This is a genomic window from Pontibacillus sp. ALD_SL1, from assembly GCF_017355605.1.
Genome location: NZ_CP062974.1, coordinates 2,178,729 through 2,203,962, shown reverse-complemented (window position 1 = coordinate 2,203,962; position 25,234 = coordinate 2,178,729). Strand labels below are relative to the sequence as shown.

Annotated in this window: 27 protein-coding genes; 22 read left to right on the top strand and 5 right to left on the bottom strand. The window is 41.1% G+C overall.

The features are described from left to right. The first annotated feature begins 29 nt into the window (after positions 1 to 29). Positions 30 to 542: a M15 family metallopeptidase gene (locus IMZ31_RS11160; RefSeq protein WP_242705715.1), complete on the top strand. Its 513-nt coding sequence runs from the start codon at positions 30 to 32 to the stop codon at positions 540 to 542. 151 nt (positions 543 to 693) lie between these two features. Then, complete coding sequence (locus IMZ31_RS11155; RefSeq protein ID WP_207527453.1) at positions 694 to 2,019, top strand: short-chain fatty acid transporter; 1,326 nt, start codon at positions 694 to 696, stop codon at positions 2,017 to 2,019. A gap of 148 nt (positions 2,020 to 2,167) precedes the next feature. Here IMZ31_RS11155 and IMZ31_RS11150 read toward each other — a convergent pair whose 3' ends face one another. Beyond that, complete coding sequence (locus IMZ31_RS11150) at positions 2,168 to 3,724, bottom strand: ABC-F family ATP-binding cassette domain-containing protein (RefSeq protein ID WP_207527452.1); 1,557 nt, start codon at positions 3,722 to 3,724, stop codon at positions 2,168 to 2,170. A 109-nt stretch (positions 3,725 to 3,833) separates the two neighbouring features. After that, positions 3,834 to 4,526, bottom strand: coding sequence for a bacteriorhodopsin (locus IMZ31_RS11145; protein ID WP_207527451.1), 693 nt, complete (start codon positions 4,524 to 4,526; stop codon positions 3,834 to 3,836). A 165-nt stretch (positions 4,527 to 4,691) separates the two neighbouring features. Here IMZ31_RS11145 and IMZ31_RS24750 point away from each other — a divergent pair, with 165 nt between their 5' ends. Both IMZ31_RS24750 and IMZ31_RS11135 read left to right on the top strand, forming a co-directional pair. Next, positions 4,692 to 5,363: a DUF2711 family protein gene (locus IMZ31_RS24750; protein ID WP_207527450.1), complete on the top strand. Its 672-nt coding sequence runs from the start codon at positions 4,692 to 4,694 to the stop codon at positions 5,361 to 5,363. 85 nt (positions 5,364 to 5,448) lie between these two features. Further along, the gene (locus IMZ31_RS11135; RefSeq protein WP_207527449.1) at positions 5,449 to 6,171 is read left to right on the top strand and encodes a polyphosphate kinase 2 family protein; all 723 of its coding nucleotides are present in this window, start codon (positions 5,449 to 5,451) and stop codon (positions 6,169 to 6,171) included. A gap of 129 nt (positions 6,172 to 6,300) precedes the next feature. On the opposite strand, the gene IMZ31_RS11130 is transcribed toward IMZ31_RS11135, so the two are convergent. Further along, positions 6,301 to 6,864, bottom strand: coding sequence for a glutathione peroxidase (locus IMZ31_RS11130; protein ID WP_207527448.1), 564 nt, complete (start codon positions 6,862 to 6,864; stop codon positions 6,301 to 6,303). 126 nt (positions 6,865 to 6,990) lie between these two features. Between IMZ31_RS11130 and IMZ31_RS11125 the strand changes: the two genes are divergently transcribed. The 4 genes from IMZ31_RS11125 (at position 6,991) to IMZ31_RS11110 (ending at position 11,069) form a co-directional block, all read left to right on the top strand. Further along, positions 6,991 to 7,419: a DUF1801 domain-containing protein gene (locus IMZ31_RS11125; protein ID WP_207527447.1), complete on the top strand. Its 429-nt coding sequence runs from the start codon at positions 6,991 to 6,993 to the stop codon at positions 7,417 to 7,419. Positions 7,420 to 7,588: 169 nt separating this feature from the next. Further along, positions 7,589 to 8,665, top strand: coding sequence for an SDR family oxidoreductase (locus IMZ31_RS11120; protein ID WP_207527446.1), 1,077 nt, complete (start codon positions 7,589 to 7,591; stop codon positions 8,663 to 8,665). Positions 8,666 to 8,940: 275 nt separating this feature from the next. Beyond that, positions 8,941 to 10,521: a BCCT family transporter gene (locus tag IMZ31_RS11115; protein WP_207527445.1), complete on the top strand. Its 1,581-nt coding sequence runs from the start codon at positions 8,941 to 8,943 to the stop codon at positions 10,519 to 10,521. A gap of 203 nt (positions 10,522 to 10,724) precedes the next feature. Then, on the top strand, positions 10,725 to 11,069 hold the full coding sequence (locus IMZ31_RS11110; protein WP_242705542.1) for a GNAT family N-acetyltransferase: 345 nt from the start codon (positions 10,725 to 10,727) through the stop codon (positions 11,067 to 11,069). 35 nt (positions 11,070 to 11,104) lie between these two features. On the opposite strand, the gene IMZ31_RS11105 is transcribed toward IMZ31_RS11110, so the two are convergent. Then, complete coding sequence (locus IMZ31_RS11105) at positions 11,105 to 11,482, bottom strand: carbonic anhydrase (RefSeq protein ID WP_207527444.1); 378 nt, start codon at positions 11,480 to 11,482, stop codon at positions 11,105 to 11,107. Positions 11,483 to 11,655: 173 nt separating this feature from the next. Here IMZ31_RS11105 and IMZ31_RS11100 point away from each other — a divergent pair, with 173 nt between their 5' ends. The 3 genes from IMZ31_RS11100 (at position 11,656) to IMZ31_RS11090 (ending at position 13,707) form a co-directional block, all read left to right on the top strand. Next, positions 11,656 to 12,612 (top strand): alpha/beta hydrolase, encoded by a 957-nt coding sequence (locus tag IMZ31_RS11100; RefSeq protein ID WP_207527443.1) that lies wholly within the window; start codon positions 11,656 to 11,658, stop codon positions 12,610 to 12,612. A gap of 136 nt (positions 12,613 to 12,748) precedes the next feature. Next, the gene (locus IMZ31_RS11095) at positions 12,749 to 13,099 is read left to right on the top strand and encodes a hypothetical protein (RefSeq protein WP_207527442.1); all 351 of its coding nucleotides are present in this window, start codon (positions 12,749 to 12,751) and stop codon (positions 13,097 to 13,099) included. 86 nt (positions 13,100 to 13,185) lie between these two features. Then, positions 13,186 to 13,707, top strand: a complete 522-nt coding sequence (locus IMZ31_RS11090; RefSeq protein ID WP_207527441.1) for a kinase — start codon at positions 13,186 to 13,188, stop codon at positions 13,705 to 13,707. Between the two features lie 108 nt (positions 13,708 to 13,815). Here IMZ31_RS11090 and IMZ31_RS11085 read toward each other — a convergent pair whose 3' ends face one another. Further along, positions 13,816 to 14,025 carry a hypothetical protein gene (locus IMZ31_RS11085; RefSeq protein WP_207527440.1) on the bottom strand — a complete coding sequence of 70 codons (210 nt, stop codon included), beginning with the start codon at positions 14,023 to 14,025 and terminating at the stop codon, positions 13,816 to 13,818. Between the two features lie 233 nt (positions 14,026 to 14,258). Here IMZ31_RS11085 and IMZ31_RS11080 point away from each other — a divergent pair, with 233 nt between their 5' ends. From IMZ31_RS11080 to IMZ31_RS11030, 11 genes are read left to right on the top strand one after another with little or no spacing between them, the layout of a single operon-like run. Continuing rightward, positions 14,259 to 15,467, top strand: coding sequence for an acyl-CoA dehydrogenase (locus tag IMZ31_RS11080; RefSeq protein ID WP_207527439.1), 1,209 nt, complete (start codon positions 14,259 to 14,261; stop codon positions 15,465 to 15,467). A 12-nt stretch (positions 15,468 to 15,479) separates the two neighbouring features. Next, a complete protein-coding gene (locus IMZ31_RS11075) occupies positions 15,480 to 16,259 on the top strand; it encodes an SDR family oxidoreductase (protein ID WP_207527438.1) in 780 nt (259 codons plus the stop codon). A gap of 36 nt (positions 16,260 to 16,295) precedes the next feature. Then, positions 16,296 to 16,859: a TetR/AcrR family transcriptional regulator gene (locus IMZ31_RS11070; RefSeq protein ID WP_207527437.1), complete on the top strand. Its 564-nt coding sequence runs from the start codon at positions 16,296 to 16,298 to the stop codon at positions 16,857 to 16,859. Between the two features lie 7 nt (positions 16,860 to 16,866). Next, positions 16,867 to 17,751, top strand: coding sequence for a 3-hydroxyacyl-CoA dehydrogenase family protein (locus IMZ31_RS11065; RefSeq protein ID WP_207527436.1), 885 nt, complete (start codon positions 16,867 to 16,869; stop codon positions 17,749 to 17,751). Positions 17,752 to 17,766: 15 nt separating this feature from the next. Next, positions 17,767 to 18,162 (top strand): acyl-CoA thioesterase, encoded by a 396-nt coding sequence (locus IMZ31_RS11060; protein ID WP_207527435.1) that lies wholly within the window; start codon positions 17,767 to 17,769, stop codon positions 18,160 to 18,162. A gap of 14 nt (positions 18,163 to 18,176) precedes the next feature. After that, positions 18,177 to 19,229, top strand: a complete 1,053-nt coding sequence (locus tag IMZ31_RS11055) for a phosphotransferase family protein (protein WP_207527434.1) — start codon at positions 18,177 to 18,179, stop codon at positions 19,227 to 19,229. 2 nt (positions 19,230 to 19,231) lie between these two features. Next, positions 19,232 to 19,981 (top strand): 2-phosphosulfolactate phosphatase, encoded by a 750-nt coding sequence (locus tag IMZ31_RS11050; protein WP_207527433.1) that lies wholly within the window; start codon positions 19,232 to 19,234, stop codon positions 19,979 to 19,981. Then, positions 19,965 to 21,734, top strand: coding sequence for an acyl-CoA dehydrogenase family protein (locus tag IMZ31_RS11045; protein WP_207527432.1), 1,770 nt, complete (start codon positions 19,965 to 19,967; stop codon positions 21,732 to 21,734). The genes IMZ31_RS11050 and IMZ31_RS11045 overlap by 17 nt, the downstream gene beginning before the upstream one ends. 18 nt (positions 21,735 to 21,752) lie before the next feature. Next, a complete protein-coding gene (locus IMZ31_RS11040; protein ID WP_207527431.1) occupies positions 21,753 to 22,538 on the top strand; it encodes an enoyl-CoA hydratase/isomerase family protein in 786 nt (261 codons plus the stop codon). Between the two features lie 12 nt (positions 22,539 to 22,550). Next, the gene (locus IMZ31_RS11035) at positions 22,551 to 23,525 is read left to right on the top strand and encodes a quinone oxidoreductase family protein (protein WP_207527430.1); all 975 of its coding nucleotides are present in this window, start codon (positions 22,551 to 22,553) and stop codon (positions 23,523 to 23,525) included. Between the two features lie 47 nt (positions 23,526 to 23,572). Beyond that, positions 23,573 to 25,234 (top strand): long-chain fatty acid--CoA ligase, encoded by a 1,662-nt coding sequence (locus IMZ31_RS11030; RefSeq protein ID WP_207527429.1) that lies wholly within the window; start codon positions 23,573 to 23,575, stop codon positions 25,232 to 25,234.

The following is a 25,234-nucleotide window of genomic DNA, read 5'->3' as shown; positions in this document are numbered from 1 at the left end:
TTGCCAACACAGACTCTTCAGGGAACTCAATGGGAGTATTTCAGCCGTTAGAAAAGAAAGACGCCCCTATGCCTACTGAACTGCACCCGGAAGTTGAAGAAGCTAAGAATGAATTACTTAATAGAGCTAAGGAGAGTGGGATTTCTGTAGTTATTACAGATGGTCACCGCTCAATCGAGAGGCAAAATGAACTTTATGCACAAGGACGATCGGATGAAGGTTCTGTTGTTACTCATGCAGATGGTGGAGAATCGTATCATAATTATGGACTTGCCATTGATTTTGCATTAAAAACCAACAGTGGAGACGTGGTATGGGATACAACTCGTGATGGGAATGGAAATGGAAAGTCGGACTGGATGGAAGTCGTATCCATTGCAAAAGATTTAGGTTTTGAATGGGGGGGAGATTGGAGTTCTTTTAAAGATTATCCTCACCTCCAAATGGACTTCGGACTTTCTATTCGCGAGTTGCAATATGGAAAGAGACCAAAGATAGAAAAAGATAATAACAAAGCTACTTCAGAGAGCGAATCCTCATAGTTAGAGGTTCGCTCTTTTCTTATGTATATTTTGTCCTATTCTTTTATATATTTTGTAATAATCAAAAAATTCTTTGAATTATATTGATTGTTTTGATAATTTAGTATGTAGGGTATTTTGAAAGCGCTTTTATAAAAAGGGAGGAATACATATGAAACGAGCAATCCATTTATCGAATCGGCTAATGCAACGATACTTACCGGATCCATTTGTGTTTGTCATCATACTTACACTCGTTGTTTTCTTACTCGGTATGGGAGTCACGGGAAGTACGCCTGTTGCCATGGTTCAATATTGGGGGGAAGGGTTCTGGAACTTATTATCCTTTTCTATGCAAATGGTATTAGTTCTGGTAACAGGATTTGTGTTAGCGAGTAGTCCATTTTTTAAAAAGATGCTTAGTGCATTAGCTTCTAAACCGAAGTCACCAGGGCAAGCGATCGTGTTTGTCACATTGGTATCATTACTCGCAAGCTGGGTGAACTGGGGGTTTGGTCTTGTTATTGGCGCGTTATTTGCGAAAGAGCTAGCTAAACAAGTGGGGAATGTTGATTATCGTTTACTAATAGCTAGTGCTTATTCAGGTTTTATCGTATGGCACGGTGGATTAGCGGGTTCTATTCCGTTAACAATTGCGACACCGGACCATTTCTCGCAAGATATCATAGGTATTATTTCGACTAATGAAACTATTTTTTCTGTATTTAACTTAGCGATTGTCGCATCATTATTTATTGTATTACCTATTCTGAACCACAGAATGATGCCATCTAAAGATGAAAGGGTCTTGATTGATCGATCCATTTTAGAGGAAGGACGTGATTATCAAGCTGCTTCTGTGGAAAAGAGTGAGCTTACACCAGCTGATCGTTTAGAGAACAGTAAGATTCTAGCCATGATTACAGGCGTGCTTGGTCTTGCGTTTTTAGTCTATTATTTTGTAAGTAATGGTTTTCAACTCAATTTAAATATCGTCAACTTTGGTTTCTTATTCCTTGGGATTCTGTTTCATGGAACGCCGAAAGCATTTATTGAATCTGTCAAAGAAGCAGTAAGCGGGGCAAGCGGGATTATCATTCAGTTCCCGTTTTACGCTGGAATTATGGGGATGATGGTTGCATCAGGTTTTGCACAAGAGATGTCTTCGTGGTTTGTAAACATTTCAACTGAGTTTACGTTCCCGTTCTTCGCATTCATCAGTGCGGGGATTGTAAACTTCTTCGTCCCTTCAGGCGGAGGACAGTGGGCAGTGCAAGCACCGATTATGCTTGAAGCTGCAAAAGAGTTAGGGGTCTCGATTCCGAAGACAGCTATGGCAGTTGCTTGGGGAGATGCATGGACAAATATGATTCAACCATTTTGGGCATTGCCAGCCTTAGCAATCGCAGGTCTTAAAGCTAAAGACATTATGGGCTTTTGCTTGATCGTGCTTATCGTAAGCGGCATCTTCATCTCACTAGGACTACTATTCTTATAATATCTTTACCACAATAAAGAGGTAAAGGGTGTCTGGCACGCGTTCTTGCTGTACAGTAGTGAAGGGTGCCAGACACGCGTTAGTGATGTGAAGTAGTGAAGTGTAATCGTAATAAGAAAACAGGCCCGGAGTGCGGGCCTGTTTTTGTTTAAAATACTTTTGTTGTCCAGTCTTCGCAGTTCCATACGTCAGTTACGATATCCTGGTAGAAGTCTGGTTCGTGAGAGATAATCAGGACGCTTCCTTTATAATCTTTTAACGCGCGTTTTAGCTCTGCTTTCGCCTCGACATCGAGGTGGTTGGTCGGTTCGTCGAGAACAAGCAGATTGGTTTCTTTATTAATTAGCTTACATAAACGAACTTTGGCTTTCTCGCCACCACTTAACACTTTCACTTTACTTTCGATGTGCTTCTGCGTTAAGCCACACTTAGCAAGGGAGGAACGAACTTCATATTGTGTAAGGTGACGAAATTCTTCCCAGATTTCTTCTATACAAGTGTTGTTACTTTCTTCTTTCAACTCTTGTTCAAAGTACCCGATATGGAGGTGATCGCCAAGCTCAACAGAACCTGAGACAGGCTGAATTTCTCCTAAGATACTTTTAAGCAAGGTTGTTTTACCAATTCCGTTCGCACCTGAAAGGGCAATCTTCTGATTACGTTCCATCTCTAAGTTCAATGGTCTTGAAAGAGGTTCATCGTACCCAATTACAAGATCCTTCGTTTCAAATAAATATTTGCCTGGTGTACGGGCTTGTTTAAAATTGAATTGTGGTTTTGGCTTTTCAGAATCAAGTTCAATAACGTCCATTTTATCAAGCTTCTTCTGACGAGACATCGCCATTTTACTTGTAGCAGCATTTGCCTTATTGCGGGCTACGAAATCTTTTAAGTTGGCAATTTCTTTTTGCTGCTTCTTATAGGCAGCCTCAACTTGTTGCTTCTTCATTTCGTATACACGTAAGAATTCATCATAGTCACCAGGGTACCGGGTAAGCTCTTGATTCTCCATATGATAAATCAAGTTTACAACGCTATTTAAGAATGGGATATCGTGAGAAATTAAGATAAAGGCATTCTCATAATTCTGAAGGAACGTCCGCAACCAGTCAATGTGTTCTACGTCCAAGTAGTTTGTAGGCTCGTCAAGTAGCAGGATATCTGGTTTCTCAAGAAGTAGCTTAGCGAGTAGTACCTTTGTACGCTGTCCACCACTTAAATCGTTCACATCTCGTTCTAACCCAATATCATCCAGGCCGAGTCCGTTTGCGACTTCTTCTACTTTGGCATCAATGGTGTAGAAATCATTGTTTGTTAACTCGTCTTGCATACGCCCCGTCTCTTCAAGGAGCTGCTCAAGTTCTTCTGGCTCTACCTCGCCCATTTTGGCAAATAAACCATTCATTTCTGTTTCAATATCAAATAAATATTGGAACGCTGTTCGTAAAACATCACGGATCGACATCCCCTGTGCTAAGTCTGCGTGTTGATCTAAATATCCAACTCGCACACGTTTTGACCAGTTGACTTTTCCAGCATCAGGCTCTAGTTTGCCTGTAATAATATTCATAAAAGTAGACTTACCTTCACCGTTGGCTCCGATAAGTCCAATGTGTTCTCCTTTTAACAAACGAAAAGAAACGTCTTCAAAGATCGCACGATCCCCGAAGCCGTGACTTAAGTTTTTTACTGTGAGTAAGCTCATGTTTTACACACCTTTTCCTTCGATAAGTTCATGCTTGTCTATTATAAAGGTCATTTCCTATTTGCGATAGTAGGAGCGGGCAAAATTTCTTAGAAAGGTGCGTGCCATTTTAAGGTTGTTTTAAATCGAGACGTCGCAACCCATATAAATCCAGAACACTAAAACCGATTTTTGAAAATATAGGGAGGATAATGAAAGCAAGAATCTCCATTGTTTCTCGAGTTACATCTAAACCGGATGAACCGAGTATCCAAGCGGTTGGATAGAGTACCCAAAAGACAGTCAGGTATAGGGCAATTCGTTTGTAATGTCTTGATAATCCTTTCCCTGTATGATCAGCCATTCGTTTTAATGGATACCATATGATATACAAAATGAGACAAAGCGCTAGTACACCTAGAACATACCATATATATTTTACAGTACCATCAGAGAAATCTGCTATTAAACCAGTCAAAATCATGAATACGTCAGCAATCACAAGCGAGAACAATAGGGCAATATTTTTCTTCTTATGTTCAATCATTGCTGTTAACCCCAGTGCAAGTAGGAGAAGAGGGGTAGTGATGACCCAGTCGAGGTAACGAGCAAAATAAATCGTCTTATTGGCTTCCTCGAGAAGCCCCTGACCTAGGGCAATGGATAAATAGGCAACCCCTGACCAAGCTGGAATGGTAATGGCAAGTACATACTCATACGAAGGGACCCCTTTAGGATTTAGGCTTAAAAAGTAAAAATAAATAGCCCCGATCATCATGATGACAAAATAGGCCCAATGCATGCCGGTTACAAATGAACTCATAACAACTCCTGCCTTTCTTTATATAGTAGGATTATGGTCGAAGCTACAAGCATTTAAACCTATTGGAGGCTTATCTGAAGGGGAATCTTGTTTCAATCGAGAATGTAATGGTAAGGGAGGTGCATAACCGTTTGGATAGATTATTTTTATCCTGAACCTTCAACATTGACCTCAACTATACGTGAAAAGTTACCGACTCTATATCATTCAGTTGCAGTAGTTTACTCTCCTTTTGTTCAAATGCCTAAAGGATGGGTTGAAAAAGAACGGGTAAGGCAATGTAGTGAAAATCCGTTAATAAATAACAAGGAGATTTTACATTACGGGAAATTAGTATCGTGGAGTGAAGTAAAGGAAAAAACAGGGTTAACGAAGGATGAGCAAATTTCCGTCGCTATGGGTACTTATTATGGGGGGTTACATCAGTCCGCAAAGCGCCAAGATTTATTTGCCACGGTTCAACATTCAATAGGAAGTGATATTATTTTTCCCTATGAAGATAGCTTGCCTATACTACTTCTCCCACCTTTTCTCTCTATGTTAAAAGAGGTGGGGTGCACAAAAGCTTATTACTCACAGCTTAATGTAAAAAGAGGAACAATAGATTTAAACGATTATTGTGATGAGGAATTAGTTTCTCTTTGTGAACAGCCTACCACCCTTATTGGGGACAATGGAGCACTTGGACTCACATGTCACTTCGATAGCCCCTTTAGTCTCTTGTTCTCCACTCATGCCTCACTTGAAAAGTGGATAAACCATAATAGTCTTGAAGGCTTTCAGTGTGATGAAAAGACGAAATTGACCTGGGATTTAGAAGGGTTAGGAATAAAATAAAAAGCGAACCAATTTTATGCATGGATTGATAAGTGATTATAGTTTCAAACTAGCAAACTTGAAATAAGTAAGAGAGGGTGGACATATGCTTGAGTCTGTAGATCTTTCCTTGAAGATAAATGACAAAAAGCAATACAAAAAAGAGTTAAAAGAAACCCAGTTGGAGTTACTTCAGCTACAACGATTATTAGTTGATCACCAGGTAGGGTGTCTAATTGTTTGTGAAGGATGGGATGCAGCAGGGAAAGGAGGCGCCATTAAACGACTGACAAGCGGCCTTGACCCACGTGGCTTTGAAGTGCATCCAATAGGGGCACCTACATCAAAAGAAAAGAGTCATCATTATCTGAAGCGCTTTTGGACGAAGTTGCCACCATACGGCAAAATTGCTATATTCGATCGTTCCTGGTACGGGAGGGTTCTGGTCGAGCGAGTAGAAGGATTTGCCAGTGCGGAAGAATGGGGGAGAGCGTATGAGGAATTGAACCAATTTGAACGTAATCTCGTCCTTGATCAATACATCATTATCAAGTTATGGTTCCATATTTCAAATGAGGAACAGCTTAAGCGTTTTAAGGAGAGAGAAGCGGATCCCTTAAAACAATGGAAAATTACTCAAGAGGATTGGAGAAATCGAGCTAAATGGGAAATGTATGAGGAAGCTGTAGAGGACATGCTACATAATACTTCAACTCCTGAAAGCACGTGGCATGTGATAGAAGGGGAAGATAAATATTTTGCCAGAGTGAAAACGAACAAAATTGTTATACAGGCCATTAAAGAAAGATTAAATAAGGAAGCTCCATAAGATCTAGACATAGTTATTAAGAGATTAAGCAGTTATGGAAGTTTATTCAAAAGGAAGTGAGACAAGCCTGTATAAGAGAAAATGCTAAACCGCTCAGAAGTAATCCTGAGCGGTTTAGAGGAAGTTCTGTTAAACAGTCAGCTTTGAAAGCTGCTCTTCAATGTCTTGCTCCATATCGATCGTGTCTGTTGTACACTCGAAACGATTCACGACTTCTCCGTCTGTATTGATTAGGAATTTCGTAAAGTTCCATTTAATAGAATAGTCATCAGTAAGGTATTCAGGATGCTTTTCGTTTAGAAGTGGAATGAGTATTTTAGCAACAGGGTGTGTTTTATCAAATCCTTCGAACGCTTTCTCTGCTGATAGGTGAGCGAAGACTGGGTGAGCGTTTTCGCCTCTTACATCGATTTTTTGGAAGAGGGGGAACGAAACTCCATAGTTTAACAGGCATGTTGTTTGTATCTTCTCATTTTCATCAGGTTCTTGGTTGTCGAATTGATTGCATGGAAAGCCTAAAATGACAAGTCCTTTGTCCTGATAACGTTCATGAAGACGTTGGAGGTCCTCGTATTGATATGTAAATCCGCACCTTCCGGCAGTATTCACGATCAACAGTACTTTACCTTTATATTGATCTAGTGATTTTTCTTGTCCATTCATAGCCATAGCCGAATAATTATAAATACTCATGTAAATAACCTCCTAATAGATTGAGGGAAAAGGATTAAGTCTTTTGGCCCATCTATAAGTATGGCAATATATACCCGTAATGGCAAATGATAAGAATGTAGAAAATTAAAAAAGGAGGATCTATCCTTGTATAAATTAAAAACACAGCCTAATGATCGAAGCGTACTAGAGTTCATTGAACAAATAGAGAGTGTAAAAAAGCGTGAAGATGCTTATCGACTGCTTGACCTTTTTACCGAAACTACAGGATGTGAGGCAAAGATGTGGGGGGCATCGATTATTGGGTTTGGTTCTTATCATTATAAATATGACTCAGGTCATGAAGGGGATGCTCCTGTTGTTGGTTTTTCCCCAAGAAAAGCGAAGCATAGCCTCTATTTAGCACAAGGGGAACCAAACCGTGAAGCACTTCTCACTCAACTAGGAAAGCATAAAACAGGTAAGGCGTGTGTATATGTTAACAAACTTGATGATATTGATATGGAGGTGCTTCGTTCACTCATAAAACAATCTATAAATTTCATCAATGATCAATACCCTACTACAATGAAATAATCTAATTTAAAAGATGTTCTTCTATAATAGAATTAGTTTCTAACTGTCTAAATAGCGTCGTCACTCGCTTGCATCATTTACTAGATTTTCTCCCACACTTTTAGTCTGTTTGTTGTAACGAAGGAATAAAATAAAAATAGACGTTTATAGATTACAAGGAGGGCATGTTGTGGATCGAACTTACTTTGTGACGGGGTTTCCAGGATTTATTTCATCAAAATTAATTCAGAAGCTTTTAGTAGAGGATCCAAACGCTCAATTTGAGTTGTTGGTTTACAAGGATCAATACAAGAAGGCTGCTAAAGAGATGGCTAAGCTTGTTCAGGATTCTAGATTTACTCTTATTAAAGGCGATATTACTCTGCCTGATTTAGGGATGGACCAAGAAACTAAAAATCGGCTATATAATCAAGTGACCCACGTCTTTCATTTAGCAGCTATTTATGATTTGGCTGTTCCTGAAGATCTGGCTTATCAGGTAAATGTAATAGGTACAGAACATGTGGTGCAGTTTGTGAGACAGCTCTCTTCTTTAGAGCGGTTTGTCTATTTTAGTACAGCTTTTGTTTCCGGAGATCGGTCGGGAGAGATATTTGAGACAGAACTAGAGTGTGGGCAGTCCTTCAAGAATCATTATGAAGCTACAAAATACGAAGCGGAAGTGCGGGTACAAAGGTATATGCCAGAGCTTCCTACCACAATTATTCGCCCGGGTATAGTAATGGGAGATTCCCAAACGGGGGAAACAGCAAAATTTGATGGGCCGTACTTTGTAATGAGATTTCTTGATAAATTTGCTCGAATTCCCATTCCTTATATTGGTAGGGGGGCAGCGCTTATTAATCTAGTTCCAATCGATTATGTAGTAAACGCTACTGTGTTTCTAGCCCATAATCAGAGTGCGGCAGGAAGGGTATATCATTTAACAGATCCTAACCCGCTAACGGCGAGGGAGGCCTATCGATTAATTTGTGAGACCCTTCTTGGAAAGAAACCTTCCTATACGTTACCTACCTCGGTCGTGTATAAGACGCTTTCCGTTCCTTCATTCCGAAGATGGGTTCAGGTGGAGCGGGAAACGTTAGACTATTTCCAATTGAAGGCAGTATATAATTGTAATCAATCTTATGAACATCTGAAAGGGTCTGGTATTGAATGTCCGAATCTAGCAGACTACCTCCAACAAGAAGTCGCCTATTATAAAGAACACAGACATGAGCAGGATAAACTCATCCAAGTCAATTAATAAAAACAGCCAAAACCCATCAAATCGCTTCATAATTCAAAGCCTCGCTGGGATCGTATTATTTAGGTTCTAAATGCTCTGTATTCCTCTTAAATCATTTAAAATTTCTTTTTGACGTCTTTATTCACAATCTATATAATTAAACACTATGTGAAAAAGGTCGGAAATGAAGGGGAGAAACGCTTTCTAATAAAAAGGGAAAGATTCCAGAGCATCTAAGAACAAAATACGGACTATATCTAGCAAAAGATATAACAAAAACCAGGAGGAAAACAATGACAGACGAAACGAATAGAAGAACGGGGCTTGATTGGGTCACATTCATCATTAGTGGAGGATTCCTCATACTATTTCTTGTAATGTCCCTTGTTAATGACACACTAATGGGAGAATGGATTACAAGCGCGTTCGACTTTTCTGTTACATTCTTTGGAGCATTCTGGCAACTATTATTACTAGCTACATTTGTTGTAGGAGTTGCGCTAGCACTTTCGAAATATGGGAAAGTGAAATTAGGTAAGCTTGATACACCTGAATATGGACTTTTCCGTTGGGTGTCTATGATTTTGTGTACCTTATTAGCAGCAGGAGGTGTTTTCTGGGCAGCCGGAGAACCGTTGTACCATTACTTAACGACACCTCCTTTATTTGCAGAGGAAGGAATGAGCCCTGCTGAGTCTGTAGTTCCCGGATTAGCGCAAAGCTTCTTCCACTGGGGCTTTACTGCATGGGCGAGTCTTGGTACAGTCACGACTATTGTCTTGATGTATGCACATTATCACAAAGGGTATCCCCTTAAGCCACGTACGATGCTATATCCGATGTTTGGTGAGAAAATCTTTCGTAAAGGTAGCATAGTGGGCTCAGTGGCTGATATTGTATCTATTATTGCAGTGGCAGCAGGAACAATTGGACCGATTGGATTTTTAGGACTTCAAGTCGGGTACGCGTTGCAGTATTTGTTTGATATCCCTGATACGATTTTCACTCAATCTATTGTAATTATCTTTCTTGTAGTGGTGGCATCTATTTCAGCTGCTACAGGTGTCGATAAAGGGATTCAGCTTTTAAGTCGAATTAATGTAGGATTAGCTTTAATCCTGATGTTAGGCATGCTTATTCTAGGACCAACACTCTTTATTATTGATTCCTTTATTGGAGCTGAGGCTTACCAAATACAGAACTTTGTTCGCATGAGTCTCTACCGAGGAGATGACGGTTGGCTTGGTTACTGGACGATCTTCTTCTGGGGATGGTTCATCGGATTTGGACCTGCAATGGCAATGTTCATCAGCCGCATTTCAAGAGGTCGTTCAATTAGAGAATTAATTTTAGCTGTTGCAATCTTAGCACCAATCGTGAGTAACTTTTGGTTCGCGGCTGTTGGGGGAACTGGACTTTTCTATGAAATGGAGAATCCGGGAGCTATCTCTGACGCGCTCAATAACTCAGGAATGCCAGCTGCTGTTATGGCAATTATGGAGCAAGTTCCTTTTGGTACTGTGATGGCTAGTGGATTCCTTGTTGTAACAGTTGTATTCGTTGCGACTACAGCTGACTCTATGTCTTATTCTGTAGCCGTAACGCTAACAGGGCATGCTCATCCACCTCGTTTACTGCGCGTGTTTTGGGCGTTATTATTTGGAGCGATTGCTTCAACGCTACTTGGTATTGGAGAGAGTAGTATTCAAACGCTCCAAAACTTTATTGTTGTGACGGCTGTACCGGTATCCATTCTCATGTTACCACCTGTATGGTTAGCACCTAAAGTTGCCAGAGAGATGGCAGTTGATCAAGGTATCGTACTTGAGGAGAAACAACAGCAAACACAAGAATTAGAAAAGAAAACTTCATAAATAAATTCAAGAGGCCTAAATCGTTGTTGCGATTTAGGTCTTTTTTTATGTGATGATTAAAAAATATGTACCATTCCTTAGTTATTGAGGGATTGAAATTTATAACTACCCTAATGGGATAATATGTTAAACTAGTGGGAAGTAATTTTTCCTATTGAAAGTTGTCTTTAACTATATAGATGAATCTCTGAAGGGGGTATATCTTGATTGGTGAAACAGGCAGTATGATTGGCCATATCTCCTTGGGAAGAGTTGATTATCATAATCGTTCTGCTCGTATAGGGAAAGTGTTTGTCCATGACTGTATGAGGGGGAAGAAGGTCGCTCACGTAGCTATAGAGAAGGTGTTAAGACAAGCGTTTGAGGATATGGGATTACATCGTGTCACGCTAGGTGTATTTAGTTTCAATGAATCTGCCATTCGGTGCTATGAAAGAGTAGGGTTTAAAAAAGAAGGGCTTCTCCGCGATCACCGCAAGATCGGGGATGAATATTGGAGTTTATATGAAATGGCCATTTTAGAGGGGGAGTGGAGAGAAAAGAAATAAGAAAAAATCAGCTCTATAGGAGCTGATCATTTCTCTTATATCGTTTCGACTTCCCATTTTTCATTAACATATAGTCCTATAACTTGAACAGGAAAGCCCCAAGATTGTACAGCTTCAACAGCTTGTTTGATTTCTTCAATCTTCTGTTCACGACCAACCGGATTCCCTGCACAGTCATGGTGACCTGCTACCGCCATAATTTCAGATCCATGTGCATCGCAAGAAATGTTTACTTTCTCCTTCATGGAATCCACTTCAGAAGCAGCTCCTGCGAGAATAACTTTTTCCGGACCAGCTGCTGTGATCGTATCAACATATGGTGTATTGTATTGATTCTGCATCCACTCGTTTACCGGTAGCTGGACACGTCCGTCCATGCATGTAATAACAGTTGCAAATGTTTTTTCAGACATAATGGTCCTCCTAGCATAATAAGCTTTACAAATCTATTATATAGAAAAACTTCAAAAAGAAAAAGGTTCTCTTTATTATGTTAAGGTAGAATACTGAGTTTCCAGATAGGGTTTACTTTTGTATAGGTGAGATTGTTGAACATATATAGATACTCTGAAAAGGAGAGCGAAATATGAAAAAGAGAATCGGTTGGATTTCCGTTACTGTCTTGTTGTTATTAGTTATTGGTCTAATCGGTGCTGGAAATTACTTTTACGGAGTAGCGATCAACAGCAGTAGTGGAGCAGTTGATTTACATGGGGGCGAAGCAGACGTTGCGAAAGCGGCTAGTGTACTAGATGAAGAACAGCGGAAAGAAGAAATTGTTAGGGAATGGACTGAGGAGCAGGATTTTCAAGATATCGATTTGAAAACGAATGATGGGTTAACTCTTAAAGCTGTATACTTGGAGAATGATAATCCGAACGGAAAAACTGTTATTCTCTCTCATGGCTATAAAGGGAGTAAAGAACAAATGCCAGGGATCACAAAATTTTATTATGAAGAAGGCTATAATATTTTAAAGCCAGATGCCAGGGGCCATGGTGACAGTGAGGGGGATTACATTGGTTACGGTTGGCACGATCGTTTTGATTATTTGCAATGGATTGACTTTCTCGTTGAAGAAAAAGGGTCAGAATCGATTATCTTGCATGGTTTCTCCATGGGGGCTGCGACAGTTTTGATGACTGCTGGTGAAGATATGCCTAAAGAAGTTAAAGGGGTGATTGCTGATAGTGGTTATACATCGGTAAATGAAGAGCTAGCGCACCAAATGAAGCATCTGTATAATCTCCCATCTTTCCCTGTGCTTCAAGTTACAAGTATGGTAACGAATTTGCGGGCAGGATATACCTTTGAAGAAGCTTCAACAATTGATCAGGTGAAGAAGTCCGAAGTACCGATCTTTATTATACACGGAGAGGACGACGAACTAGTTCCGACAGAAATGGCAGAGCGTCTTTATGAAACAGCTCCTGGTATAAAGGAGCTATGGATTGCTCCTAATGCAACTCATACGGACGGTTATACGGTTGCGGAGAAGGAATATCAGAAGCGGATCAAGAAGTTTATAGAAGAGACAGAGTGAAAATAAAGTAAAGGCGAATTTTTTTTAAGATTCGCCTTTACTTTATTTGGGTCTATCTATAGTAGCGATTTAGACAAGTTGTCTTAATTAGTACATTGATTATAATGGTTAGTCAATATTGATAAGGAGGATACATATGACTGCAATATTCACCATTATTTTTATAATTGGTATTCTACTTGTAGGACTAGCTGTATATATGGGGCGAGATATAGAATACAAGCAATACACGTGGCTTAGCTATTTATCTTTAGGCATTCCAATCTTCCTTTTTATGCTTATGTACCTGATCCCCTCATCAGCTTCAGGAATTCTACTGATAGGGTTGCCTGTTGGGACACTTATAAGTTTAATCTGCTGTACTGTTGCCTTATTTAAAAAGGATGAAAAGAATATCTTGGCTGCAATAGGTCTGTTTCTTACTCTTATTTTGACAGGCGTTATTGTTATATTTGGTATATTTTTGTTTACACCCTATGCCCCTTAAAGATTATGTAAACTTAGCATCCTTTATCTTGGATAAAAAAGACCTCAACGATAAGACTCAGGTTGAAAGGGTATTGGTGAGATAATATGTTAGATCAAAACAAACTAAAAGCCTCACTTAATCGAAACAGAAGGTATGTCATTGGGATAGATGGTCTAAGTCGGTCCGGAAAAACGACCTTTGTAGAAAAAGTTAAAGCTAAACTGGAGAAGAAACAGATTGATTATACCATTATCCATCTTGATCATCATATTGTAGAAAAACGTAAGAGGTATCAAACGGAATATGATCCATGGATGGAGTACTATCATCTCCAGTGGGACGTTGAACGGTTAAGGAATGCGCTATTTCGTCAACTTGCTACAGCTTCTTCTCTTACCCTGCCTTTCTACTATTCTGCAAAGGATGAATGCCGAGACGAAAAGATCCGTTTACCTTCAGAAGGCGTAATTGTTGTTGAAGGGGTATTCTTACAAAGAGAAGAGTGGAGAGTTTACTTAGACCATGTTTATTTTCTCGACTGTTCTAGAGAAAAAAGGTTTAATAGAGAATCAGAACATACACAAGTTGATATAAATAAATTTCAGCAAAGGTATTGGAAAGCATAGGATTATTACATGAACACAGTCCATCCTTTATCAAAGGCCGACCATGTGTTGCTTACATAAACGATATTAAAAAATCCCCATACCATCTAAGTATGGGGATTTCTATTATTATGAAGACCCTAAAAAAGCAATAATTAGAGTTGCGATTAAAATAATTCCGATTAACAAGAGTGAGGCTTTACCGTAGTTTCTAACTGTCTCATTTTTATTCCCAAACGCCAACACGAAGATTGTAACAATGTTAACACCTGGGATTGCTAATAATATTAAATAAAGAAGCCATTTCTTAACCGAAACAACTTGATCTCCAAACTTCAAGTGACATCACCTTTCTGTACATTCTTCTTCCTATAGTAGCATTGACTGAATTATACATTCAACGTGATCGTCCTGGTATATGTTGGTTGGATGACAATAGAAGGTCTATGGTTATATCTCATGTAACCTCTAATAATAGAAGCTAAACCTTCCCTCTTGAATTTTCTGAATAATCAGCATACAATGTAATTACATACTAACCGGTTAGTATGTTAGCCGGAAGGAGGTCTACAATGCATTTTGATTACTCCACTAAAGTTAACGATTTACTCAGGCAAGTGCGTTCGTTTATGAATGAGTTCGTTTATCCGAACGAACCCTTGTACGAAGAACAACTTAATGAACAAACATCCCGCTTTGAAAAAGTTCCGCCTGTTATAGAAGAATTAAAACAAAAGGCAAAAAATGAAGGATTGTGGAATTTATTTTTACCTGATGCTACATATGGAGCTGGTTTAACAAACCTGGAATATGCTCCTCTTTGTGAAGAAATGGGTCGCTCCCTAATAGGACCAGAAGTATTTAACTGTAATGCACCTGATACGGGGAATATGGAAGTGCTCGCTCGTTATGGAAGTGATTCTCAAAAGGAACTATGGCTTAAGCCTTTACTTAATGGAGAGATCCGTTCTTGTTTTTCAATGACAGAACCAGATGTTGCTTCTTCTGATGCAACAAACATTGAAGCAAAAATTGAACGAGATGGGGATGAATACGTACTGAACGGACGAAAATGGTGGTCCTCAGGAGCAGGCGATCCTCGTTGTAAAGTTGCTATTTTTATGGGGAAGACGGATCCTGAGGCTCCGCGACATAAACAGCAGTCGATGATTCTGGTTCCATTAGATACACCAGGAGTTACGATTAATCGAATGTTGCCAGTGTTTGGGTATGATCACGCTCCACACGGTCATGCGGAAATTGATTTTGAAAATGTTCGTGTTCCTGTAAATCATATGCTCCTCGGAGAAGGAAGAGGGTTTGAAATCGCACAAGGCCGTCTTGGGCCAGGTCGAATCCATCATTGCATGAGGTTAATAGGAGCTGCTGAGCGTGCGCTTGATGATTTGTGTAAGCGCACACAAGATCGTGTGGCTTTTCATAAGCCACTTGCTGAACAAGGGGTAGTACGGGAATGGATTGCAAACTCACGAATTGAAATCGAACAAGCGAGACTGCTGACATTAAAAGCAGCGTACATGATGGATACGGTCGGGAACAAAGAGGCTAAGTCAGAGATTGCTATGATTAAGGTTGTAGCTCCCCAAATGGCCTTGAATGTTATTGACCGTGCCATTCAGGCTCATGGTGGTGCAGGTGTTAGTGACGATTTCACGTTAGCTGCTCAATGGGCAAACTCTAGAACGTTGCGTTTAGCAGATGGGCCAGATGAAGTTCATCGTCGTCAAATTGCAAAACTCGAACTCTCTAAACATCAGTGAAGGAGGAGAATAATGGGTATTCAACAATTGTTTGATTTAACAGGGAAAACCGCCGTTATTACAGGAGGAGGTCGGGGTCTTGGTGCGCAGATGGCAGAAGCCTTTGCTGAAGCGGGTGCTAACCTTGTCCTCTGCTCACGTAAAAAGGAAGCTTGTGAAGAAGTTGCCGGTCAATTAGAAACACAGCATGGAATTAAGGCGATTGCCTTACAATGTGACGTTACGAATCAAGAACAAGTGAAAGAAGTTGTTACACAAGCAAAAGAAACATTTGGAACGATTGATATCTTGGTTAACAACAGCGGGGCTACTTGGGGAGCTCCATCACTTGAGATGCCTTTAGAAGCATGGCAGAAAGTTATGAATGTGAATGCGACAGGGACTTTCCTGATGGCTCAGGCTGTAGGTAAAGTTATGGTTGAACAAGGGTCTGGGAAAGTCATTAACATAGCATCAGTGGCAGGACTTGGCGGAGCTGATCCGCGCTTTATGGATACAGTTGGCTATAATGCAAGTAAGGGAGCTATTTTAACACTTACGAAAGACCTTGCAGTAAAGTGGGGAGCACATGGTATTAATGTAAATGCAATCGCACCTGGTTTCTTCCCAACGAAAATGTCAAAGGTTGTACTAGAGCAAGGAGGACAGTATATATTAGACCGAACTCCACTTAACCGATTTGGTAGTGAAGAGGACTTGAAAGGGGCGGCCCTTTTTCTTGCATCAGCTGCATCCAATTACGTGACAGGTGAAACACTTGTTGTGGATGGCGGCATGCAGGCTCATTGCTAATGAAACTCACAACTTACTAACGAGAGGAACTTATACATGAGAGAGAAAATCATCAATACAAGCATAGCTCTATTCGGAGAACGAGGTTTCCGAGAAGCATCAATTCAGGATATCACAAGAGAATTAGGTGTGACGAAAGGAACCTTCTACTACTACTTTACTAATAAAGAAGACGTGTTGATGCATATTCATCTTCGGTTTATTGAAGGGTTGCTAGAACAGCAGGAATCTATATTACAAGATAAAAAGCTTACAGAACGTGAGAAGCTTTACGCTAATGTGAAAATGATCATAAGTAATATTAAGTCAGGCGCCCAAAGTGCCCGTGTATTCTTCAGGGAAATGCGACACTTAAGTGAGAAGCATACATCACAAGTACTTCCAAAACGAGACGAATTTCAGCGAAACTTACAACACATTATCCAATCTGGAATAGACAATGGAGAATTTCGAAGTGATTTACGTGCTGACATGTTATCATTTGCTGTTTTAGGCGTTTCAAACTGGAGCTACTTCTGGTATGAACCTGACGGAGAGGTAACAGAAGACGAGTTGACTGACCTTTACATGAAGATGATCCTAGAAGGGATCAAATTATAAGGAGGCAATGAATATGAGAGTGAAGAAGTTAGCGGTTATTGGAGCAGGTTCAATGGGGCATCAGATTGCTATGCTGGGAGCTTTAGGTGGGTATACAACCGTGCTTCAGGATTTAAATGAAGAAGCTCTCGAGAAGGCAAAAGGAACACTCGACGGGATCATGGATAAATGGGTAAAGAAAGGGAAGATCTCAGAAGGAGATAAGAATGAAGCATTTAATCGTCTTACATTTACACCAAGTCTTGAAGAAGCAGCAGGAGAGGCTGATTTCGTTATTGAGGCCGTTGTTGAGAAGCTAGACGTGAAGCGTGAAGTGTTCCAAAAGCTTGATAAAATTGCTCCCTCACAAGCGATCCTTGCAACGAACAGCTCAACTATTGTAAGTTCCCTGATTGCTGATGTGACACAACGCCCAGACCGCGTATGCAATATGCACTTCTTCTTCCCAGCTCTTGTAATGGATTGTGTGGAAGTGGTAAAGGGTGATCATACTTCTGAAGAAACAGCGCAAATCGCTATGGAAATTAGTGAACAAATGAATCGGACTGCTGTACTTCTTCAAAAAGAGATCTCAGGGTTTATCGCCAATCGTATTCTATTTGCTATCCAAAAAGAAGCCATGAGCCTCTATGAAAATGGGTATGCTGATTTCAAAGATATCGATACAATCACGAAAAAAGCGCTCAGTCATCCACTGGGGCCGTTTGAATTACTAGATTTATCAGGTATTGATGTTGGGTATTATGTCATGCAACAACAGTACAATGAAACAGGTAACCCACTAGATCAACCGCCTAAAACAATCGTTGATAAAGTGGAAGCGGGAGAGCTTGGTCGTAAGACAGGAAAAGGATTCTATGAATATAGTGAAAACGGAAAAGTGCGTTCATAAAGGTGAGGTGACGAAGTGCATCAACATAAAGTGATGGTTCGGTTTTGTGAAACAGACCTACTCGGGCATGTGAATAATAGTAACTATTTTGTCTATTTAGAAGATGCTAGAATTCAGTTTTTCTATGATGCGGATATCTTTAATGAGGATCAGAATTACGTATTAGCATCGGCTAAATGTGACTTTATTAAGCAGGCTTACTTTAGGCAGGTTCTCGTTATTGAGACGAAGGTCGTTCAGATTGGTAATAGTAGTTTCACGGCTCTCCAAGAGATTTATGATGACGAGACAAATACACTAATTGCTAGAGGAGAGTCGGTCATTGTTTCATTCGATGTAGAAACAGAGAAAAGTAAACCACTCTCTGATCCTATTCGAGAGAAGTTAGATCAGTTTGTAGTGAACGTTTAAAAAGGGGGAAAATCATGCAGGATACACAACCTGTAAGGAGCGGAGAAGAACTTGATAGTAGAGCGCTTGAAGATTATCTTAAGCGTCATTTGTCTTCCTTTCCATCAGGAGAACTTCAGGTTCGTCAATTTGGTGCAGGTCATTCGAATTTAACCTATGAATTAAAGGTAGGGGATTTTGAAGCGGTACTACGCCGTCCTCCTCTTGGACCAGTTGCTCCCAAAGCTCATGATATGAATCGAGAGTACACAATTTTGAAAGCGCTTCACGATAAATTCCCTCTTGCCCCTAAACCTCTTATTTATGGTGACGAATCCGTGTTAGGAGCGCCCTTCTTTTTAATGGAAAGGAAAAAGGGAGTCGTTCTTGATACAGAATGGCCAGAAGGAGTGGAAGGAACTCATCAACTGGGACAGACAATTTCAGAAGAGATGGTCGACCGGCTTGTCGAGCTACACAGTCTTGACTATCAGGGAACTGAACTTGAAGCAATAGGGAAGCCAGAAGGATTTATGGAGCGCCAAGTGCACGGTTGGATTAAGCGTTATGACAAAGCACTGACAGATGATGTGAAATCAGGTGAGCGAATTAAGAAGTGGCTCGTCGATCATGTTCCATCCTCCTCGGAAGCGTCCGTTATTCATTACGATTATAAATTAAATAACGCTATGTTTGACTCGAATGACTACAGCAGGATGGTCGGTTTATTTGACTGGGAGATGACGACGGTTGGGGACCCGATGGCTGACTTGGGAGTCGCTTTAGGGTATTGGATCCAAAAGGATGATCCTGAGTCGTTAAGAAAAGGTTTAGGTAAACCGCCGTTAACCGTCCAGGAAGGCTTTTTCTCTCGGAATGAATTTATAGAACGGTATGCTAAGAAAAGCGGAAGGGACGTAACGAATATGGACGTCTATCTAGCTTTCGCTTATTTTAAGCTCGCTGGGATTGTACAACAAATCTATTACCGTTACAAAATGGGACAGACAAACGATCCGCGATTTGCACATATGAATCATTTTGTGAATCACCTTATTGACCTAGCAGAAGAAACAGCGAGGGTGTAGAGGTGGGGCGCATTCATGTAGTGTTGAAAAAAGAAGATATTGATCCTTCTAGGTGGCAGGTCAACTCAGTTGCCGTTGTTTTTGATGTACTTCTTGCTACTTCTACTATTACGGCAAGTTTAGCGAACGGAGCACGGGAAGTAATTCCGGTTCTAAACGAACAGGAAGCGATAGCAGTGTCAAAAAGATTTCAGCAGGAAAACCCACTCGTTGCAGGGGAGTATGGAGGCATCACGATTAAAGGCTTTCTTCCACCTAATCCAGTAGCGTTAAATCGAGTTGTTTATAATCGTCTACTTATATTGTCGACAACAAACGGTACAGTTGCCACTCGCCGTTCAGAGGGAGCTTCAATGGTTTATCTATGTTCACTCCTAAATATACAGGCCATTGCCGACCGGATCTATCAAGAACACCGAACAGAAGATATTGTCCTTGTTTGCTCCGGATCAGCTAACTCATTCTGTCTTGAAGACTATTACGGTGCGGGGGGACTCCTACATTCATTGTTACAAAAAGGTGAATGGACTTTATCTGATGCGGCTCGAGGTGCATTGATGGTATACAGCAACGAAAAACGTGCCGCTAAAGAAGTCTTAGCTGAAACGAGAGTTGGAGAAATGATGACTGCCTATGGATTAGAAGAGGACCTAACGTTTGTGGCGAATGAAAACCAATATAATATTGTCCCTGTGTTTTCTAAGAGAAGCGGGTCGATTAAGGAGGTTAAGGAATATGAATCCAGTCGATAAGATGATTAGGGGTGGGCAGTTTTTAACGGATCGTATAACACCTCTAGAAATGTTTACTCCTGAAGATTTATCAGATGAGCATAAGATGATTCAGGCAACAGCTCAGAAGTTCTTAAGAGGAGAAGTTTATCCTCAAAGAGAAACCATCGAGAATGGAGACTTTGACTTAGTTGCATCACTTATGAAGCAAGCAGGGGAGCTTGGTTTACTTGGGCACAGCATTCCGGAAGCTTATGGAGGATTGGGATTAGACAAAATTAGCAAAGGGATTGTTGGAGAAGCCCTCGGAAGTGCGAGCGGATACTCGGTAGCGCACAGTAATCATACGTGTATTGCAACTCTGCCTATTACGTACTTCGGAACAAACGAACAGAAGAAGACATACCTTCCTAAACTTGCCTCAGGTGAATATATCGGAGCCTATTGCCTGACTGAACCAGAGGCAGGTTCAGATGCGTTAGCGGCTAAGACGACAGCCGTTTTGAACGAAGCAGGTACGCACTATATTTTGAATGGAACTAAAATTTATATAACGAATGCTGCATTTGCTGATACCTTTATTGTTTACGCCAAAGTGGACCGAGAGCATTTCTCTGCTTTCATAGTTGAAAAGGATTTTCCTGGGGTCACGATTGGACCGGAAGAGCAGAAGATGGGGATCAAAGGTTCTTCAACGTGTTCAGTCATCTTTGAAGATTGTGAGGTACCTGTAAAGAATCTGTTAGGGGAAGTTGGTCGTGGTCATGTTATTGCTTTAAATGTACTGAACTTAGGGCGCTTTAATCTTGGCTTCGCCACAACTGGTGCTTCACGTGCTGTCTTTGATGCGACCTTGGCACAGGTAACGGAACGAAAACAATTTAAACGGCGCATTGCAGACTTTCCGGCAACACAAGAAAAAATTGCAACAATGGCGAGTGAACTATTTGCAGCTGAGTCGGTGATGTACCGTACAGCCGGACTTGTAGAATCAGCTCTTGGAGGCTATGAGGATTCTGACGATTACAAAGCGATTGCTAAAGCAATGAATGAACATGCTTTAGAATCAGCTATTTGTAAGATTGTAGGTTCTGAAACTCTTGATTATATAGCAGATGAAGGAGTTCAACTTCATGGGGGAGCCGGGTTTATTAAAGAATATCCAGTTGAACAAGCCTATAGGGATGCACGAATTAATCGAATATTTGAAGGAACGAATGAAATTAATCGCTTACTAATACCTGGGGCGTTCTTTAAACGAGTAGCGAAAGGGGAAGTAGATGCCCGTTCATTAATTGAGCAGGCACAAGCAAAGCTTGAAAGTGGTATTCAGAAAGAAGACGACATTCTCGCTTCCCTGCATCAAGCCGTTGATACCTTCAGAAACATTTTCTTAGTATGTGCAGGTGCTGCCTACGAAGCTTACGGAAATGCGATGAAGAACGAACAAGAAACCCTGATGAAGCTTTCTAATATTGCGATTGCCCTTTACCAGGCAGAATCATGCGTAGTTAGGGCAGAAAAAGCGAGAGAACGAGGGGATCGTACCTATAGTTTAAAAGAAAAACTTGCAGGGACGTTTGTTGAACATTGCTTAGCAATGGTTGAGACGAACGCGAAGTATCTTGGTGCATCCTTGTTAAAAGGCGAAATCCGATCGCAATTCTTAATGGGAGTATCCGTTAACTTAAATGCCTTTCTTACTGAGAATCGGATTGAACGAAACCGTGTTATCGCGTCTTACATGATCGAAGCGAAGCTTTTCGTTCGCTAATATAAAGGAGGAAATGATTTGATACAAGGCAATGATCATTTACAAATTACTCAGGAAGGGCCTGTATTATCCTGTGTGTTAAATAGGCCAGAACGGCTCAATGCATTCAGTGAAGAAATGATTACTGGATTAACCCGGGCGGTGAAAGAAGCAGATCGCTCTGATTCTATTAAAGCTATTACCATCTCTGGTGCAGGACGTTCTTTCTCTGCAGGTGGAGATGTAAAAGAGATGGGGCAAGCAACGGCTACAGATGTGTATGATCATTTAGGGTATTTAAATGAACTGATCCTGACGATGAAAGAATGCTCAAAACCAATCATTGCCATCGTTCATGGCTTCGCAGCTGGAGCGGGCTGGAACCTGGTGCTTGCGTGCGATCAAATTCTTGCAGCAAACGAAAGTCAGTTTGTTTTGAGTTTTGCCCAGGTAGGATTGGTCTCAGATGGTGGAGGAAGCTATTTCTTAACGAAAAAGCTTGGTCCTTATAAGGCGAAAGAGCTTCTCTTTAATGCCGAACCTGTATCAGCCCTTCAGGCCATGGAGCTGGGTTTAGTTAATAAAGTATATGAGGAGAGCGAACTTGAAGCTTCTGCAAAAGAATACGTTGCTAAGATCGCAATGGGACCAGGTCGTGCCATCAGTATGATGAAAAAGCTCGTTAACCAGTCTGAAACAACTGATCTTGCCTCTATTCTTGAGCAAGAGCGAATTACTCAGACTGTCATGGTTTCAACAGAGGATCATCAGGAAGGCGTTAGCGCGTTTGTTGAAAAACGAAAGCCTGCATTTACAGGTCAATAAGGAGGAGTTTTCATGAAAGCTGTTCAGTTTGAGAACTATGGAGGACCTGAAGTATTAGAAATAAAAGATTTAAATAATCCTAGCCCATCTGTTGGGGAGGTCCTTCTTAAAGTTGAGGCCATTGGGGTGAATTATGCGGATACAGCTCGCCGCGAGGGAGCGTATGTTGTGCCTACTCCACTGCCTTTTATCCCTGGAGCGGAAGTTGCTGGAGTTGTTGAGGAGATAGGAGAAGGTGTAGCAAACGTACAAAAGGGAGACCGAGTCGTTACTCTTATTGAGAAGGGCGGATATGCTGAATACGCTGTAGCAAATGCTCAGACCTTAATTCCATTACCAGTAGGTGTGACACCCGAAACAGCTGTTGCCCTCCCTCTTCAAGGCTTAACTGCTTATCATATTTTAAAAACGATGGGACGCCTTGAAAAAGGAGAAGCGGTCCTTGTTCACGCAGCTGCTGGTGGAGTTGGCTCGCTTGCGGTACAATTAGCCAAAACGTTTGGAGCAGGGAATGTTATAGCAACCGCTAGTACTCCTGAGAAGCTAGAACTTGCCAAGTCGCTTGGGGCAGATGCGGTTGTGAATTACACTGAAGACAATTGGCGTGAACAGGTATTAGCAGCAAACGGAGGCAAAGGGGTTGACGTTGCTTTAGAAATGGCCGGTGGGGAGATCTTTCATGAAACGGTTAAGTGCATGCGCTCATTTGGTCGTGTTGTCGTGTACGGTGTAGCAAGTGGAAACCCAGCCCGGATGTACCCTTCAGGTTTAATGAACCGGAACTTATCAGTTATCGGCTTCTTCTTACCTCAAATTATGAAGAAACCAAAACTATTCAGCTCAAGCCTTCAGGAGCTCTTATCTCTCGTTCAAAAGGATGAGTTGAAGCTTACAATCGGAGGAGTCTATCCTCTTGATGAAGCAGCAAACGTACATGAATTACTACAGAGCCGAAAGACGAAAGGGAAGCTAGTACTTGTACCATAATGCAGGTTAACTACAATACCAAAGAGTGGAAAGGGGAATGGCGATTTATGTTAACGAATCACCTTCAGTACTACCCGAATCGTGTAACGAAAAGTCTGTCTGTACCACAAACGACGCTCTATCATAATTTGGAGGTGGCAGCAGCACGTTTTCCTGATCATCCAGCTATGCTTTATTACGGAAGTGAGATTTCCTATCGAACGTTTAAGGAAGAAGCAGACGCACTTGCTGGTTATTTACAGCACAAGCTAAATGTTGGAAAAGGAGAACCAGTGCTGATCTTTATGCAGAACTCTCCTCAATATGCAGTGAGCTTCTATGGTATTAATCGTGCGGATGCCCTTGTCGTCCCGATTAATCCCATGCTCACGTCGGAAGAGCTGGCCTTTTTCATTCAAGATAGTCAAATTAAGAACGCTATCGTAGGGCAGGAATTGTATGATCGTGTACAACCTCTCTTAAAATCCACTACCCTTGAGTCCATTGTTGTGGCCTCTTATAGTGATTATCTTCCTGCAGAACACATGGAAGGACTACCACCTGAAGTGCTTGCACCACGTCAGTCTTTCCACCACGCTGGAACGTATTATTGGAAAGATGCCCTAGCGGCTGGTCTTTCACCACGACCAGCCGAAGCAGGCCCTGATGATTTATGTGTCATGCCATATACTTCTGGAACTACAGGGAAACCGAAAGGATGCATGCATACAAATTCAACTGTTCAGGCAAATGCTGTCTCCGCTTATAACTGGGTTAGCATTACAATGGATAGTGTCCATCTCACAACGTTACCTCTTTTCCATGTGACGGGAATGCTCCATAGCCTTCATGCTCCTGTTTACGGCGGGTGCACGATGGTTATATTAACTCGCTGGGACAGAGAAATGGCGGCTAAGGTGATAGAAGAGAATCAAGTTACACACTGGGTTATGATCAGTACGATGCTTATTGATTTCCTATCAAATCCTAATCTTTCTTCTTATGATATCTCAAGTCTGCAAGTCCTAGCAGGTGGCGGAGCGGCTTTACCAGAAGCTGTAGGCAATAAACTTTATGAGATGACGGGTCTTAAGTTTATTGAAGGATACGGTTTATCTGAAACAATATCTCATACGCACTTCAATCCACCTGATCGTCCAAAGCTCCAATGTCTTGGTGTACCTTCATTCGATGTCGATGCACGTATTATTGATCCTGCTACTCAACTGGAGCTAGGAGTTAATGAGATAGGAGAAATTGTGGTAAACGGTCCGCAAGTTTTCGTAGGGTATTATAATGAATCTGACAATGAAGGATCATTCCTTGAGATCGATGGGAAAACATTCTTTAGAACAGGGGATATAGGGAGAGTGGACGAGGAAGGATACTTTTTTATTGTCGATCGGGTCAAGAGAATGATCAACGCTTCAGGATATAAAGTGTGGCCTACAGAAGTGGAATCACTACTTTATAACCACCCTGCCATACAGCAAGCATGTGTTGTGGGAGTTCCTGATCCGCGGCGAGGTGAAACAGTGAAAGCCTTTGTGATTTTAAATGAAGATGCAAAAGGCTCAGTAGCTGAGGAGGAAATCATTGAATGGGCGAAAGAAAACATGGCCGCCTATAAGTATCCTAGACTCGTAGAGTTTCGTGATTCCCTACCAACTACAAGTTCCGGAAAGATTCTGTGGAGGAAGCTACAGGAGGAAGAGAAGAGTCGCGTATAA